The sequence below is a fragment of the Clostridium sp. AF28-12 genome, assembly GCF_003435225.1.
GTDB classification, from domain to species: domain Bacteria; phylum Bacillota; class Clostridia; order Lachnospirales; family Lachnospiraceae; genus Pilosibacter; species Pilosibacter fragilis.
On record NZ_QWGJ01000003.1, the window covers coordinates 125,189 to 140,430 of the forward strand.

17 protein-coding genes are annotated in these 15,242 nt (G+C 48.8%); 2 read left to right on the forward strand and 15 right to left on the reverse strand.

The features are described from left to right. Positions 1-40: 40 nt before the first annotated feature. From DWY93_RS17080 to citD, 15 genes are all read right to left on the reverse strand, one after another. Positions 41-178 carry a hypothetical protein gene (locus DWY93_RS17080; protein ID WP_166462275.1) on the reverse strand — a complete coding sequence of 46 codons (138 nt, stop codon included), beginning with the start codon at positions 176-178 and terminating at the stop codon, positions 41-43. Positions 179-281: 103 nt separating this feature from the next. Further along, on the reverse strand, positions 282-1,940 hold the full coding sequence (locus DWY93_RS04180; protein ID WP_117469643.1) for an AAA family ATPase: 1,659 nt from the start codon (positions 1,938-1,940) through the stop codon (positions 282-284). Positions 1,941-2,039: 99 nt separating this feature from the next. Further along, entirely contained in the window at positions 2,040-2,441 is a 402-nt protein-coding gene (locus DWY93_RS04185) for a GerW family sporulation protein (RefSeq protein WP_117469644.1), read from the reverse strand. Positions 2,442-2,458: 17 nt separating this feature from the next. Then, positions 2,459-3,625, reverse strand: coding sequence for a DUF2953 domain-containing protein (locus tag DWY93_RS04190; RefSeq protein WP_117469645.1), 1,167 nt, complete (start codon positions 3,623-3,625; stop codon positions 2,459-2,461). After that, positions 3,622-3,942, reverse strand: a complete 321-nt coding sequence (locus tag DWY93_RS04195) for a hypothetical protein (RefSeq protein WP_117469646.1) — start codon at positions 3,940-3,942, stop codon at positions 3,622-3,624. The genes DWY93_RS04190 and DWY93_RS04195 overlap by 4 nt, the downstream gene beginning before the upstream one ends. Before the next feature lie 53 nt (positions 3,943-3,995). Continuing rightward, entirely contained in the window at positions 3,996-4,733 is a 738-nt protein-coding gene (locus tag DWY93_RS04200; protein ID WP_021904975.1) for a nicotinamide-nucleotide amidohydrolase family protein, read from the reverse strand. After that, complete coding sequence (gene pgsA / locus DWY93_RS04205) at positions 4,733-5,275, reverse strand: CDP-diacylglycerol--glycerol-3-phosphate 3-phosphatidyltransferase (RefSeq protein ID WP_117469647.1); 543 nt, start codon at positions 5,273-5,275, stop codon at positions 4,733-4,735. The genes DWY93_RS04200 and pgsA overlap by 1 nt, the downstream gene beginning before the upstream one ends. Continuing rightward, positions 5,259-6,596: a 30S ribosomal protein S12 methylthiotransferase RimO gene (gene rimO / locus DWY93_RS04210; RefSeq protein ID WP_021904974.1), complete on the reverse strand. Its 1,338-nt coding sequence runs from the start codon at positions 6,594-6,596 to the stop codon at positions 5,259-5,261. The genes pgsA and rimO overlap by 17 nt, the downstream gene beginning before the upstream one ends. Before the next feature lie 174 nt (positions 6,597-6,770). Continuing rightward, a complete protein-coding gene (rpoZ, locus tag DWY93_RS04215) occupies positions 6,771-7,088 on the reverse strand; it encodes a DNA-directed RNA polymerase subunit omega (protein ID WP_015554588.1) in 318 nt (105 codons plus the stop codon). A 90-nt stretch (positions 7,089-7,178) separates the two neighbouring features. After that, positions 7,179-7,805: a guanylate kinase gene (gene gmk / locus DWY93_RS04220; RefSeq protein WP_117469648.1), complete on the reverse strand. Its 627-nt coding sequence runs from the start codon at positions 7,803-7,805 to the stop codon at positions 7,179-7,181. Positions 7,806-7,821: 16 nt separating this feature from the next. Next, entirely contained in the window at positions 7,822-8,700 is an 879-nt protein-coding gene (locus tag DWY93_RS04225) for a YicC/YloC family endoribonuclease (protein WP_117469649.1), read from the reverse strand. A 162-nt stretch (positions 8,701-8,862) separates the two neighbouring features. Continuing rightward, a complete protein-coding gene (locus DWY93_RS04230; RefSeq protein ID WP_117469650.1) occupies positions 8,863-10,263 on the reverse strand; it encodes a citrate:proton symporter in 1,401 nt (466 codons plus the stop codon). A gap of 127 nt (positions 10,264-10,390) precedes the next feature. After that, positions 10,391-11,962, reverse strand: coding sequence for a citrate lyase subunit alpha (gene citF, locus DWY93_RS04235; RefSeq protein ID WP_117469651.1), 1,572 nt, complete (start codon positions 11,960-11,962; stop codon positions 10,391-10,393). Between the two features lies 1 nt (position 11,963). Next, positions 11,964-12,863 carry an aldolase/citrate lyase family protein gene (locus DWY93_RS04240; RefSeq protein ID WP_021904969.1) on the reverse strand — a complete coding sequence of 300 codons (900 nt, stop codon included), beginning with the start codon at positions 12,861-12,863 and terminating at the stop codon, positions 11,964-11,966. Further along, positions 12,863-13,162, reverse strand: a complete 300-nt coding sequence (citD, locus tag DWY93_RS04245; RefSeq protein ID WP_015554593.1) for a citrate lyase acyl carrier protein — start codon at positions 13,160-13,162, stop codon at positions 12,863-12,865. Before citD ends, DWY93_RS04240 begins: the two co-directional genes overlap by 1 nt. Before the next feature lie 351 nt (positions 13,163-13,513). Here citD and DWY93_RS04250 point away from each other — a divergent pair, with 351 nt between their 5' ends. Then, positions 13,514-14,428 carry a LysR family transcriptional regulator gene (locus DWY93_RS04250; protein WP_015554594.1) on the forward strand — a complete coding sequence of 305 codons (915 nt, stop codon included), beginning with the start codon at positions 13,514-13,516 and terminating at the stop codon, positions 14,426-14,428. A gap of 45 nt (positions 14,429-14,473) precedes the next feature. After that, positions 14,474-15,043, forward strand: a complete 570-nt coding sequence (gene citX, locus DWY93_RS04255) for a citrate lyase holo-[acyl-carrier protein] synthase (protein WP_117469652.1) — start codon at positions 14,474-14,476, stop codon at positions 15,041-15,043. Positions 15,044-15,242 lie beyond the last annotated feature (199 nt).

Genomic DNA, 15,242 nt, shown 5'->3' on the forward strand with positions numbered 1-15,242 from the left:
CGACAAAAATAAGAATCTAATACTAACGGGCTTAATATTTTTACCCACAAAACAGATTATACCCCACGATCATCAGCGCCGCCGCCGTGAGTACAAGGAAAAATGTCGTCGGCAGCACTAACGCCCAGGTCATACCGAAACCTACGCAGAACAGCATAAGACCGCATAATCGCTTCATACCCATTCTCCCAAAAAGGAATGTCTATGACAGATTATGCGGTCTTTTAGATAATGATTCGCAACAGTTCTGTATCTTTCCAGTAATCATGAATTTCACGAGTTCACGAGTGAATTTTCTTTACCAGACAGCGTTTCTTATAGAAAGAAATTCCATAGCAGAGAACCTGATCATAGCTGTCTTTAAACTCTTTTGCATACATGCGTTCATCGATCTGGCGCAATGCCGTTTCACAGCTTTCTTCCATTTTCTCAAGTGCGGCAGAACACTTAACCTCAAAGACAGCGAGCCGTCCGTTTTCCGAATCGCATACGATCACATCACTCCGTCCCTCACCGTGTTCTCGGTTGGATTCCACCATATACCCCGCACCGGCGAAGATTCCGGCAAGGAATGCATGATAAAAATCTTCTTTATAATCATGATAGCTGATGGTCATTCTGAGCAGCGTGCTCATCTCACGCGTCAAAAGTTCACTGTCACCATTCCATACTGCATGGAACAGAGTTCTTCGGTCAGTTCCTTTCGCTTTGTCCTGAAACCACTTTACGACAGTCGACTCGAAGATCTCCCGGATCTCCGCGTTCGGAATCATAAGTTTTGTAGTCTGATCTTCTCCGCGAACCCCTGTCAGATAGCCGGTCAGATAAAGAATGCTCCACAAATTTTCTTCTGAGGAGTGCAGAAGATCGTATGTGAGGTTTTCTTCAACCTTCTGTGAGATCGTTCCTCCCGCTAACAATGTTTCCAGTTTTCCGGTAATACTTCTCCCCGAATAATCGATAAAGGAGCGGATGATTGCGTTATCGCTCGTATTCTTCCAGTAACTCGCAGGTCTTGCCTTCGGATCGTTCGAAAGATCAAACAGGTAATTCATCACATCCCACGGACAATATACATCAAAATCGCCAAAATGATATCCGTCATACCAGTATTTCATCGCCTCTGCATGATCTTTGGCATCCGCATCCTGTAAAATCCTGTCTACATCATCTTGCGTAAATCCAAAGTATTCATTCAGCCTGGAAGAAGTGATCGTATCTGACACGAAATTATTTGTTCCGGTGAAAATACTCTCTTTCGCGATCTTCAGGCAGCCGGTAATGATTGCAAATTGAAGGGCATTGTTGTCTTTTAATGCAGTGCTCATCATTGCTTTCACTACTTCTAACATTTCCTGATAATAATGGTGATTGCTCGCCTTGGCCACAGGAACATCATACTCATCCAGCAACAGCACCACTTGTTTTCCATAATGATCACTCAGCATTCGCATGAGAAGAGAGAGACTTTTCTTGATTCCGGTCGTACCGGCTTCGCCTTTTAAGATACGGCGAAAAGCTTCTTTGTCATAATCATTTACATTTTCGCTGTCCAGAAGGTCTGTATATTTTCGAAATAATTCAGCAATCGTTGCTTCCAACATTCCGTAGGCACTATCGAAAGTCAGGCCATCCACATCTTTAAACGAAAGGAAGATCGTCGGACACTGATTCATCCATTTCTGACAGAGCGCCGAAGCATTCATGATCCCCAGTCCCTGAAACAATACCGCACTGTCTTTTCGGATACTAAAGAAATTTTCCAGAGTACTCATCCCCAATGTCTTTCCGAATCTCCTTGGACGGGTAATCAGTGTCACTTTTACTGCCTGAGCTTTTAATACCTCGGCAATAAGGCCTGTCTTATCGACATAATAATATCCGTTCTGCCGGATCTCAGCAAAATCAGAAATTCCTACCGGGATATTTAAATGTGTCACGCTTATTCCCTCCTCTCATACCCCGAAATCGTTAAAACCATTTTATCATAAATGGCGTTCAGATACAACAATTCCCCGGATCGCTCCGAGGAATTGTGTTCATTTCTCTTTCTCCATCTCAGCTGCCATCTTCTCCGCTTTTGCCGCCGCCTCCGGAGTTACATCATTTCCACCAGTGAAGCGGTTTACGATATCCGGAACCATATCGAGGACTTTGGTGACGGCATCCTGATGTTTGATATTCACGAGCTTTGTCATGCCGTTCTGGATCACGAGGATGGCGCTGGGGCTCATCTTCGCGCTCATACCGCCGCCGCCATTTGTCTTTGCTGATTGTGCAAAGGAACCGGCTGCCATGCCGCAGGTCACGTCCACGAGCGGGATGATCGTCGTGTTCTCATCCACCTTCACAGGCTCGCCCACAACGGTTTTCGATGTAATGAAATGATCCATCCCCTTAAACAGTGCGTCCACGGTAGATGGAAACTGATTTTCTGCCATACCGATTCCTCCTAAATCTATGCTTTTTTCGTCCCAGAATCTCTTTTCCTCAAGAAACGAAGTAATCTTCTGAAATCTTTACTGATAAACAGTCTTGCTGCCGTCCAGAGCGGATACCACAGGGCGATCCGCCCCTTAAAATGAAGTTCTCCGTCAAGCGCCGTTCCGGTGAAATCCGGCTCCAGAGTCAGCGTTCTGGCGTATAAGCCGTAAAACGGACTGACCGCCGCGAGAACCTGCCCCGTATCGTAGGGATCATCGAAACCGAAGCGAATCCGTCCCTGCACCTTTTTCGGAAGAACGTAGCGGACAAGTTTTTTTGCGCGCTTCCAGACAAGGTGAAACGCTTTCTGGTTCTGCCCGTCGTGCCAGAACATCGAGATGCTGTTCCAGGTCTTTTCCAGAGAAATTTTCTTCTTTGATATCCCATCGGCCAGCTTCCGGATCTTTCCGGGCAGTTCCCGGATTCTATTCCAAAGAGTTCGGGCTTTTTTTATAAGCCGAGCCAATTTTTCTTTGATCTTCGCACCGAAACAGTTCTTAACCTTCTCCACACGCTCCTCTTTCTCAAAGGGTTCCTTAAAATTTTCCTTTGAGGAGTTTTTCAAAGCACCCGCCGGCAGTGCGCTGGGAGAAGAAGATTCATTCGATCCTGAAACAAGCTCCGTTGCATGGACAACAAGTTCATCATCTTCCGCAGGGACAGCCGTCCTGTCATCCCCGGCAGTTTTTTTCTCTTCCGCTTTCGATGTCTCCGCAACTGTTTCCAAAGGTATTTCCTGCTGCTCGTTTTCAGTTAAAACAGATACCTCTGTGTTTCTGATTTCAGAATCATTTTCTGACAGTACCGGTGTTTTTTCAAAGTCCGCAAAAACCGGCTCCGTTTCTGATTTTGTTTTTTGTTCTTCCTCATCCTCCGGCGGCCACAATCTCACATCAAACAGCTTAAACCACAGCACCCGCCCGGATACATCCGCGTGTTCGTGATAACTCACCCGGATCCGCACGAGATGTAGAAGCCAGCTCACCGCCGCCTCCCCGTCCGGTTTTCCTTCAAATAAGACATCCGCCCGGTACCGGACCGGAACAAACAGGATGAGCAGAACTGCTGTGAGCAGCAGTGCCAGGATCACCAACAGGATGATCCCGATGACCTTTAAGATCATCAGCAATATATGGATCACTCGCAGCACCCCTTTCCGAAAAGAAAGGAGTTCACATCATACCCGCCGGTCTTTTTGTAGGCCTCACAGATGATCCGCCCCGCAAGCGCCGCCGCATCCTCAAAATCCGCAGCGATCCCTACGATCAGAAGATCCTGCTTTTCATAGTAAGGAAGCTTTAATGTCAGCGCCGGATAGATATCTAAAAGGTTCCGCTCCCCAGCCGCCGGAGTCAGGACATAAAAGCCCATTGGTCTTCCATTTCGGACCGCCTGGATCGTTTCGTATCTGTGCTTTTTCGCTTTTTCCCCGACATACAGTTTTTCATACCAGCGCATGATTCACCTGCTCATCCCTTAATATTTATGACCAGATCCCGCCTGGACCCGGTCTACTGTCTGGATCTGATGATCATTCTTCTCAAAAGGTCCAGCGCCGTGACCGCGGCATGTTCCCGGATCTCCTGTCTTGTACCGTTGAAGTGGCATTCCTCCACAATCACTTCGTCCTTCATGCAGCAGGAAACGTATACGAGTCCCACCGGCTTCTCCTCTGTTCCACCGTCCGGACCAGCAAGCCCCGTTACAGCAACACAGGCATCCGCATCAGCCGCGAGAACACCGCCGAGTGCCATCTCCCTTGCAGTCTGCTCACTGACTGCCCCGTATTTTTTTAAAGTTGCCTTGCTGACATCGAGGATCTTTCTCTTTGATTTGTTCGAATATGTGATATAACCCTGATCAAATACGTCAGACGCACCTGGCACGTTGATGATCTTTGCAGCCACCATGCCGCCGGTGCAGGACTCCGCCGTTGTCACCGTGAGTCCGTACTTTGTGAGGAGGCGCACAACGGTCTCTTCCATCGTCTCATTCTCTTTCGTGGAATAATACATGTCGCCCAGTGCCTTTTTGATCTCCTTGGCAACAGGTTTTAACGCCGCCTTGGCGGACTCCTCATCCTCCGCCTGTGTCTCCGCGAGAACATGGACATCTTTTCCGCGGCGTCTCGTGTAGATCACGACAGCGCCGCCGCACTTTAAGAGGTCCTGAAGCTTTTCCTTTACTTCCGTCTCGCTTTTTCCGTAAATTTTAAATATCTGGGCATAACCCTGTTCTGTTCGAATCATCACATTTTTCCTTCCGTAAGAACGCCGGCGTTCTTCACAATGTAGTCAACAAGTGAAATTACTGTCAATGCAAGAGCGATCCAGACAATGATCGTCGTCAAAGTTGACAACGCCGGAATATTAAAGATCAGAAGAACCACCCCGATCATCTGGAATGTGGTCTTAAATTTTCCCCAGTAGCTCGCTGCAATGACAACACCGTTGTCGGATGCCACCAGACGGAAGCCGCTGATAATGAACTCACGGCTGATAATGATGATGACCATCCAGGCCGGAAGCTGACGAAGCTCGATCATACAGATCAGTGCGGAGCAGACAAGCAGTTTATCCGCCAACGGATCCATAAATTTTCCAAAATTTGTTACCAGATTATACTTTCTCGCGATCTTTCCGTCCAGCATATCGGTCAGGCTCGCGATGATAAAGAGTGCCGCCGCCACATAACGCATGTTCTGGTTTGCGCCGCCGTCATAAAGAAGCGCGGCTACGAAAAACGGGATCATGATCACTCGTAATATTGTCAGTTTATTCGGTAAATTCATCCTCTGCCTCCCCAATCAGATCATATTCGGACGCGCCTGTGACGCGTACCTTAAGGAAATCTCCGGACATCAGGGAAAGTCCGGTGTTTACAAAGATAAGCCCGTCTACATTCGGACTGTCCATATAGGTACGTCCAACGTAGGCATTTTCATCAGCAACCTTGCCCTCGATCATCACTTCCAGAGTACGTCCCTTCATCGCCTCGGACTTCTCAAAAGCAATTTCCTGCTGGAGTTCCATGATCTCATCGCGGCGTTCCTGCTTTACCTCCTCCGGAACCTGATTTTCAAAGCTGAATGCCGGGGTATCTTCCTCCGGGGAATATGCGAATACGCCGAGACGGTCAAATTCCATATCATCGACAAACTGCATCAGGATCTCGTGGTCTTCCTCCGTCTCACCCGGAAATCCGGAGATCAGAGTGGTGCGGAGCGCGATGTCCGGAATCTCTTTTCTGAGTTTCGCAATCAGCCCGCGGATCTCTTTATTGTTGGTTCTTCTTCCCATCCGTTTTAACACGGCATCGCTTGCGTGCTGGATCGGGATGTCCAGATAGTTACAGACTTTTTCTTCAGTTTTGATCGTCTCGATCAGCTCATCGGTGATCTCCTCCGGGTAGCAGTACTGGAGGCGGATCCACTGGATACCGGACACAGCTGCCAGACGTCTTAAAAGCTCCGGAAGTTTCTTCTCACCGTAAAGGTCTTTTCCGTAAAGGGTGGTCTCCTGCGCAACAAGGATCAGCTCTTTCACACCTTTCTCCGCGAGTTCTTCCGCCTCTCTTACAAGCTGTTCCATCGGAACACTGCGATATTTTCCGCGAAGATACGGGATAATACAGTAGGTGCAGCGTTTGTCACAGCCCTCCGCGATCTTTAAGAACGCATAGTGCCCACCTGTTGTGATAAGGCGCTCCGTAGCCGTGCTCACCGGTGCATCGATGCTTTCAAAGATTTCCGGTGTCTCGCCATCCATAACCTCCCTGATCGCTGCTCCTACAGCCTCATAGGATGTCGTTCCGAGTATCGCGTCTACCTCCGGGATCTCATCGATGATCTCCTGCTTGTAGCGCTGCGCGAGACAGCCTGTGACGATCAGTGCCTTTAAACGACCGTTTTTCTTTAATTCCGCCATCTGAAGGATCGTGTTGATGCTCTCCTCTTTTGCATCTCCGATAAAGCAGCAGGTGTTTACAACAACAATATCTGCCTCATTCTCGTCATCGACAAAGGAATATCCCTCTTTTCCGAGAATTCCCAGCATTTTTTCCGTATCCACAAGGTTTTTATCACAGCCCAGTGATATGAAAAGTAAATTCATTCTGTTCGTATTTCCTTTCTGTGCGTAACTGCCGCCAGAACCGACCGGCTCATAAACTCCGGACTGCCAGCGAAAAAAAGAGGAAACTTAAGCCCGATTCAGCCGTTTTCCTCCTTTTCTTTCATATTTCCGGCCATGGCCGGACTGAAAGCCGGACCACAACCGGGAACCTGTTTATTCCTCAGCGTACTCTTCTTCTTTTTTGATCTCTTCCGGAGTTCTGTCTTTTACTTCGAAATCTGTCTCGATCTCCGGCTCCTCATCCTCTGTGAGGATCTTTACCTTCTGCTCATAGAGCTCCTGAACAGCGGTGGAGAGCGGTTTCTTTCCTGCAGCGCCTGCAACTAACGGCTCGTCACCTGCGATGAGCTGTCTCGCACGCTTGGATGCTGCGATAACGATGGAATAACGGCTCTGGACTACCGGCTGCTCGCCCGGCTCAACGTCGCTGTTTACGGCTTCAATTAAGTCTGTATAAGACGGATGTAACATAAAATATGCCCCTTTCAGATCATGAAATTAAAAAGTTCTTAAATATCTGAAGTATCCGGTTTTACACATGGTATTTTTCGGATACATTCTTTATTTTGTCATATCGTGCAGCTCCTGCTTCATTCTCGCCACGAGGTCTGTGTTCGCAGACTCTTTAAAGTGGCTGGAACGGATCAGGCTGTGAAGGTCTTCCACACAGGTGTCCACATCGTCGTTGACAACGATATAGTCGTAGGAATCCATTCCATCGGACTCCTCCGCGGCACGGCGGAGACGTTTCTCGATTACTTCCGCACTTTCCGTTCCGCGTCCGATCAGACGTTTTTTTAAGTCTTTTGCGGTCGGAGGAACAATAAATACGAGAAGGGCGTCCGGGAACTTCTTCTTGATATTCAACGCTCCCTGAATCTCGATCTCAAGGATCACGTCTTTTCCCGCAGCCATCTTATCTTCCACATATTTTCTGGGTGTTCCATAATAATGGTCCACATAGCGCGCGTGCTCGATCAGCTCATCGTTTCTGATCATATCCTCAAACTGGGATTCTGTGAGGAAGAAATACTCTCTTCCGTTTTCCTCACCCGGTCTCGGGCTTCTTGTTGTGGCCGATACAGAAAGCGCGTAGTTATCATATTTTTCTAAAAGCGCCTTCATCACGGTTCCTTTTCCGGCTCCTGAGAACCCGGAAACTACAACAAGGACTCCTTTTGTCTGCATTACAAATGCCCCCTGATCATTCAATATTCTGGATCTGCTCTCTTACCTTTTCGACCTCAGTCTTTAAGAGGATCGCGCGGTCAGAGATCTCAAGATCCGTAGATTTCGAGAGGATCGTATTTGCCTCCCGGTTCATCTCCTGGGCGATAAAATCGAGCTTTCTTCCGACACTGCCGCCGGCCAAAAGTTCCTTCTTCATTCCCTCGATGTGGCTTCTCAAACGGACGGTCTCCTCATCCACACAGATCTTATCGGCAAAGATCGTAACCTCCGTCGCGATCCTGGAATCGTCCACAGAGGCGGAAGCGAGAAGTTCTTTCACCTTGTCCTCTAACTTCTGGCGGTACTCCACGATCACCTTTGGGGAACGCTCCTCGATAAAATCAACTAATTCCAGCATATGGTCAAGCTTTCCGATCAGGTCGTTCTTTAAATTCTCTCCCTCGCGGATCCTGGACTCCACAAAGCCCTCGCAGGCCTTAAGTAAAGCATCCTTTAAGAGTTCCCACATATGCTCTTCGTCCTCCGGAACCTCCTCCATCGTGAGGACCTCCGGACACCTTGCCAGCATAGACACTTTTACGTCGTTGTCGATGCCGAAATCATCGGACATCTTTTTAAAGCTGTCCATATATTCCTGCGCAAGGGATCTGTTATATTTGAGGAATACCTTCGCATCGGTATAATCCTCGTAGGTTACAAATATATCTACCTTTCCCCTCTGGATATGATCCTTTAAGAGGGTACGCATGGATGCCTCGAAGTAATTGAATTTCTTCGGCATCTTAATTCCCAGATCCAGATACCGGTGGTTTACCGCCTTTATCTCTACTGAAATCTTACACTCGTCCGTCACCATCTCGTGGCGGCCGAATCCGGTCATGCTCTTAATCATCAGACATGCCTCGCTTTCCCATAGATAACTTTTATTATACGGCAAATAAAAAATACAGTCAACCAGATTCTGTAAATCAAAAGATTTATGAACGGGGACCTTATGAACAGGAAAACACCCCGGAGATCCGATCGAAGCTCCGGGGTGTTTGAAAATTGTCGTTTATAACGGAAGGATTCCGATCAGTACTGCAAACAGCATGCAAAGGATCGAGAAGATCCATACATAACCGAAGCTGGACTTGATGTGATCCTTGATGTCCACATCGGCAAGTCCGATACCAAGCAGAGTTGCCGGTACCATCGGGCTGATGAAGGTTGCGCAGTTACGGCAAACAACCATTGCAACGGCGATCGGGAATGCCTCAACTCCGAAGGAAGCACCGATTGCGATCATGACCGGAAGCATTCCATAGAAATAGGAATCGGTATCAAAGCAAAGTGCAAGCGGAACGGAAAGGATACCAATCACAAGCGGTAAGTGCTGTCCAAGTGCTGCTGGGAGGATCATGGAAATGATGCTGGCCATGTTAGATACAACGGAGGTCTTTATCATCTCTACGCCCGGCTTTGCGATCGCAGCGGCACCGCTTGCGTTAAAGCCATATACAAGGACACCCATAAGGACTGCAGCGCCCATCAGAGTGGAACACATCATAAGCGCCGGACCCGCATGGCGGTTGATCATCTTCTTCTGAAGCTTGATCGGTGTATAATTTACAAGAAGCGCTGCCGCCACACCGAGCATGAACGGGAAATAGCTTGGGAACTGATCCCATACAAGCATAGCGATAACTGCGATAGTCAGGCAGATATTGAAAGCGAAAAGCTTCGGTCTCGCATACTCATTCTCGTCCTTCTGATGCTGTACTTCTTCTGTAGCGTCCTCAGAAGCTGCTTCCATTGCAAGCTTTCCGTTCAGACCGGCGCCTCTCTTTTTCTCCTGAACACCGGCAAACACCGCATGCGCCAGACAGAGAAGGATTCCAAAGATCTGGATCGGGATCAGACCGCTCCAGAGCTGTCCTGCCTCCATACCGAGTACGGATGCTGCACGCATGGTCGGACCGGCCCATGGCATCAGGTTTAATACACCCATTGCAAGAACGGCTACGCGAAGGAGTGTTGTCGGTCTCATGTGCATCTTTTTGTAGACCGGAAGCATGGACGGAACAACGATCAGGAATGTGGATGCTCCGCCACCGTCAAGATGACCGATCAGGGCAATGACTGCTGTCATGACGGTCACACCGATCACATTGTCACCGACGCACTTCATAAGCTTGTCGATGATTACATCAAACATACCGGCATCTGTCATGATTCCGAAGAACAGGACAGAGAACACAAACAGGGCTGCGGTCGGGCCGGTGCTCTTAAATCCACCTTTGATCAGGTCTCCGATCTCACCGATGGTGTAATATCCACCAAGGACAAGAATGAGACCAAGGATCGATGGGAAAATGATGAATGCCATACTTGGCATGGTCTTGCTCTTAAAAAGGGTTATAACGATCGCAATGATACAGACAAACCCTAAAATACCTACTGTTAATTCTGACATATGTGTGATCCCCTATACTTTATTATTTGTCCGGCCGGAATCTGAAGCTTCCGGCCGATGTTCCACAGGCTGCAAAGTGTTCCCCCGCGCTTTCCAGTCAGAGCAAGCTGACAGATCGCTCTCTGAGTCACTCTACATCAGTTGTAAACTCATAATCCTTAATCTTTCTGACTACATCAATGATGGTGCCGTCACGGGCCTCGATGACACCGACAATGCGGTCATCAAACTGTACCGGATCCGGTGTTCCGACCATGGCATATGCCTTGTCACGAAGCTCCTCGATCGTACAGAACGGAAGATCAACATCCTTCATGCACTCGATGAGATCCTGTCTTCTCGGGTTGATGGCAATACCATAATCTGTGATTACCACGTCAACAGACTCGCCCGGTGTTGTAACGGTCGTAACATTTGTACAGATTGCCGGGATTCTTCCCTGAAGCAGCGGAGCAATGACGATCGTACACTTCGCTCCCGCTGCCGTATCCGGATGTCCGCCCTGGGCACCTGTGATCATGCCATCGGAACCGACAACGACGTTACAGTTAAAGTTTACGTCAACCTCAAGAGACGCAAGGATCACGAAATCCAGCTTATTGACATAAGCGCCCTTGTTGAACGGGTTCGCGTACTCGGACGCAGAGATCTCGAAGTGGTTCGGATTTGTCTTGATGGACTCGATGGCACCCTGATCGAAATCCTGGGTATCAACGAGCTTGTTTACGAGGCCTTTCGCCAACAGCTCACACATCGGAGTTGTGATTCCGCCGAGGCCAAGTCCCATATGGATGCCTCTCTCTTCCATGATCTTTCCGAGGGAGATCGTGGAGGCGATGGAAGCTCCGCCGACACCTGTCTGGTAGGAGAAACCTTCCTTAAAATATGGGGTGTTGATAACAAACTTTGTGCAGTAATCCGCCATCATGATCTTTCTGACATCCGTTGTCGGTTTTGCAGCACCTGTCGCGATCTTTGCCGGATTTCCAATCTCATCTACGACACAAACGTAATCCACATCTACCATGGAGATGCTTGCCGGAATGTTCGGGAACGGAACGAGACAGTCTGTCACGGCAACAACCTTATCTGCATACTGGGCATCGACCATCGCGTAGGATAATACGCCGCAGTCGCTCTTTCCGCCGTTTGCGCGCATGTTTCCGTACTCATCACATGTTGGAGCGCCGATGAAGGCGATATCGATATGGACTTCGCCAGACTCGATGGCGCGGACACGTCCGCCGTGGGAGCGCATGATCGCAAGGTTTTTTAACCGTCCTGTGGAGATCGCCTCACCGATCTTTCCGCGGACACCGGAGGACTGGATGCCGGTGATGGTGCCATCCTCGATGTACGGAACGATCGGATCGTGAGCTTTTCCTAAGGAGCTTGCACAGATCGTGATGTCCTTGATGCCCATCTTATGAACCTCTTCCATGACCATGTTTACCACATAGTCACCCTCACGGAAATGATGATGGAAGGAAAGGACCATGCCGTCCTTAATGCCGCATTTTACGAGGGCATCATGGATGTTCTCGACAAGCTTGCTTCTTGTCGGATCGTTTAATGTACGGACGGTCGGAGCCGCCTTTGTATATTCGTAATTATCATAGGCATAGACGCCCTTGAACGGCTCCTTGCCTGTTGCTTTTAAGACCTCTTCGGGAATTTCTCTTCCAACTGCATTGATCATCTTATAAATCCCCCTTATAAACGCCTGCTGCTTTCGCCATGGCGAGTGTTCTCTTTGCTCCGTCGTAGAATGCGATGTCGATCATCTTTCCGTCAACGGTGAAGACTCCGATTCCCTTTGCCTTCTTGTCATCGATCTCGCGGACAACCTTCTCCGCAAAGATGATCTCTTTTTCCGACGGTGTGAAGACCTTATGGACGATGGCGATCTGTCTCGGGTTTACGAGAGACTTTCCGTCGAAGCCCATCATCTTGATCATTCTTGTCTCATTCTCGAAACCTTCCATGTCGTCAAGGTTTGTGAACACTGTATCCCAGCACTGGACACCTGCCGCTCTCGCCGCCATGATCATGTGCTGTCTCGCTCCCATGAGCTCCACTCCGGTTCCTGTGATCGTTGTCTGGAGGTCCTTTGTGTAATCTCCGCCGGATAAAGCGATTCCGATAAGTCTGTCAGAAGACTGACATACCTCCAAGGCATTTAAAACACCTTTGCAGGACTCTAAGGCTGCCATTAAGAGCGTGCTTCCCTCCGGGCGTCCAAACTCTTTCTCTGCCGCAAGGACATGTTCCTCAACAGTCTTAACATCCTGTGCTGTCTCGGTCTTTGCGATACGGATCGTATCAGCACCTCCGGCAACACAGACACGGATATCCTCTTTCCAGTGCGGGGTATCAAGACCATTGATTCTTACGACTCTCTCAACACCGCGGTAATCGATCTCCTGAAGTGCATGATATAAGGAATATCTCGCTGCGTCCTTCTGGTTCTCGGCAACTGCGTCCTCAAGGTCTAACATGATGGAGTCCGGTTTATAGATATACGGATCCTTGATGAGGCCCGGTTTCTGGCAGTTTAAAAACATCATGGATCTTCTTAAGCGTTTTTTATTCGGATGCATTATTTGATGACACCTCCCCACGGAAGATTTTCGGTGATTCCGTTGGAACGGTAAACCGCACACTCAACTCTCGCCTTTAAGGTACAGTCGAGAGCTCCCTTATCGAAGATCGTGACCTTCGCGTTGTCAACACCGAGACGGTCCAGCGTCTCTAATGTGACTTTTCTGATCTGTCTGCCGTACTGATGGATCACGCTGCTCTCGATGGTGAGCTCGATCGTTCCATCGCCCGGTTCAACAGTGACCTGGGCATCGCTGGATTCCAGTGTGCCGGCCATGGCTGTCTTCTTGATTTCCATTTAATCCCCTCCTGTGATCATTCACGGTCGGCAGCCATTTTTCAGGCGGCCGCATGGTCCGCTGTTGTCATTCCTATGTATATCCCGCTGCCGGACCTTCCGTTTTTCTTTTTATGCAGGATACACAAAATCACTTTTGTTTCCTGCCTTAGTTCTATAACTTTCAATGGCTTTACTATATCACTTGTATTTTTTTTAATCCAATACATATCCGTCTATGGGGAATATAGGAGAATTCTTATGGGGAGATACGTGTCTTTTTCCGTGCGTTGAATTTTTAAGGAAGATATGTTAAAATATAGGGACGCAAACGATCCCGTATCGTTCCGGTTCTGGAAAGGAGTGCCCCACATGAATGAAAAACATATGCAGTACGTACTGACCGTCTTAAAAGAAGGCAGCTTTACGAATGCGGCAAAGAAGCTCTATGTCTCCCAGCCCTCTTTGAGCCAGATCATAAAGACGGCGGAAAGCAATCTCGGCGCTCCGATCTTTAACCGTTCTACCGATCCGATCACCCTGACGCCCGCGGGACAGCTCTATGTGGAAGCAGCAAGACAGGTCACAACGATCTCCACGAATCTTGTAAAGCAGGTGGAAGAACTCAGCAATGAGGAATTCGGAAAGATCCGTCTTGGTATCTCTGTTCAGCGCGGCATGGAGCTTTTACCGGAATTATATCCGCGTTTTAAAAAACGATTCCCCCATGTGGAGATCGAGCTTCACGAGCAGGGGTCCGCGACGATGGAAAAAAGTGTTCTGGAGGGGGAGGTCGGAATCGCACTCCTGACCACGTTTCCGAAGCATGCGGATCTATATTATGACCTGATCCAGGAGGAACAGCTCGTTCTCATCGTGAACAGAGACTGCGCACTCGCAAAACGGATCCGGCCCGGAACGCCTATCGATATTTTAGAGGCAAAGGATGAGACCTTTGTCTCCAGCCGCCCCGGACACTCCGTCCGGTCGATTCAGGACGCTCTCTTCATCACAAGAGATATGAAGCCGAAGATCGATCTTGAGACGATCAGCATTGAGATCGGAAAACATGTAGTAGCGTCGAGTCCCGTTGTTATGGCATGTCCCGACGCCTATGTGGATACCTCCAACTCCGCGGAATCCCCTTACTTTTCCTATCCGATCCTCGGTGTAGAGAATCCGCGGCACTTCTATGCCTGCTACCGGAAGGACATGTATCTGACAAAATATATGAAGGGATTTCTCGAGGTCCTGCACGCGCTCCGCAATCCGGCAAAAAACACTTAACGGATCCTGCACGGAGTCTCCGTATTTTCAGAATTTGAGGTTTATATGGAACATTTTTTATTGAGTGATACAGAAAAAGAAGAATTAAAACAGTTTATCGGTGCGGAGGCAGAACTGCCAGATATGCTCAATGCCAGAGAGCGGCGTGTCTGGGTACAGGAGAAACTTCTCGCGGAATATTCAGGAGTTCTCGTCTCCTTCACCCTGAATATTCCGGGTCCTGTGAAGGTCCTTCCCTATGTGCCGGAGACCTTTGAACTTGCGTTGAAGGAGATCCTTCAGGCGTTATCCGATTCCGGTATCCCGGTCTTAAAGCGCAGTCTGATCCTGGATCGGACAGGTCCGGAGGCCTTCCTATGCGTGGACGCGGATGCCCTTGATGTAAAGCGTCTGCTGGTGCCGTTGGAGGACGCGTCAAAGCTTGGACGTCTTTACGATATCGACATCATCGGACGGGATGGGAAAAAGATCTCCCGAAGTGATATCGGAAAACCGGGACGGACCTGTCTGCTCTGCGAACGCCCTGCGAGGGAGTGTTCCAGAAGCCGGACACATTCCGTGTCGGAACTGACAGCCGCGATCGAGAAGATTTTTAAGGAAAACTTTGCCGGATAATGTTCCACCGGAAATCGGTTAAGGCCTTATCTCCTTCCTTGTCCGGCATTCCATATTTTGTACAAAATCGTAACTATTCAGTACCTTCATAGTTACACGCAAAAATCCATTCCAGATCAGCTTCGCCGATGGGATTTTTGCCCTCCAGCCTATGTTTTCTTACGGTCAGCGCAGCAAGTGCGCAGACCTACTGAACAGT

Bases quoted from the DNA above. Each gene is read 5' to 3' on its own strand.
- DWY93_RS17080 (WP_166462275.1), bottom strand. From the start codon at position 178: ATGAAGCGATTATGCGGTCTTATGCTGTTCTGCGTAGGTTTCGGTATG.
- DWY93_RS04185 (WP_117469644.1), bottom strand. From the start codon at position 2,441: ATGGCAGAAAATCAGTTTCCATCTACCGTGGACGCACTGTTTAAGGGG.
- DWY93_RS04195 (WP_117469646.1), bottom strand. From the start codon at position 3,942: ATGCGCTGGTATGAAAAACTGTATGTCGGGGAAAAAGCGAAAAAGCAC.
- DWY93_RS04200 (WP_021904975.1), bottom strand. From the start codon at position 4,733: ATGATTCGAACAGAACAGGGTTATGCCCAGATATTTAAAATTTACGGA.
- pgsA (WP_117469647.1), bottom strand. From the start codon at position 5,275: ATGAATTTACCGAATAAACTGACAATATTACGAGTGATCATGATCCCG.
- rimO (WP_021904974.1), bottom strand. From the start codon at position 6,596: ATGAATTTACTTTTCATATCACTGGGCTGTGATAAAAACCTTGTGGAT.
- rpoZ (WP_015554588.1), bottom strand. From the start codon at position 7,088: ATGTTACATCCGTCTTATACAGACTTAATTGAAGCCGTAAACAGCGAC.
- gmk (WP_117469648.1), bottom strand. From the start codon at position 7,805: ATGCAGACAAAAGGAGTCCTTGTTGTAGTTTCCGGGTTCTCAGGAGCC.
- DWY93_RS04225 (WP_117469649.1), bottom strand. From the start codon at position 8,700: ATGATTAAGAGCATGACCGGATTCGGCCGCCACGAGATGGTGACGGAC.
- DWY93_RS04230 (WP_117469650.1), bottom strand. From the start codon at position 10,263: ATGTCAGAATTAACAGTAGGTATTTTAGGGTTTGTCTGTATCATTGCG.
- citF (WP_117469651.1), bottom strand. From the start codon at position 11,962: ATGATCAATGCAGTTGGAAGAGAAATTCCCGAAGAGGTCTTAAAAGCA.
- DWY93_RS04240 (WP_021904969.1), bottom strand. From the start codon at position 12,863: ATGCATCCGAATAAAAAACGCTTAAGAAGATCCATGATGTTTTTAAAC.
- citD (WP_015554593.1), bottom strand. From the start codon at position 13,162: ATGGAAATCAAGAAGACAGCCATGGCCGGCACACTGGAATCCAGCGAT.
- DWY93_RS04250 (WP_015554594.1), top strand. From the start codon at position 13,514: ATGAATGAAAAACATATGCAGTACGTACTGACCGTCTTAAAAGAAGGC.
- citX (WP_117469652.1), top strand. From the start codon at position 14,474: ATGGAACATTTTTTATTGAGTGATACAGAAAAAGAAGAATTAAAACAG.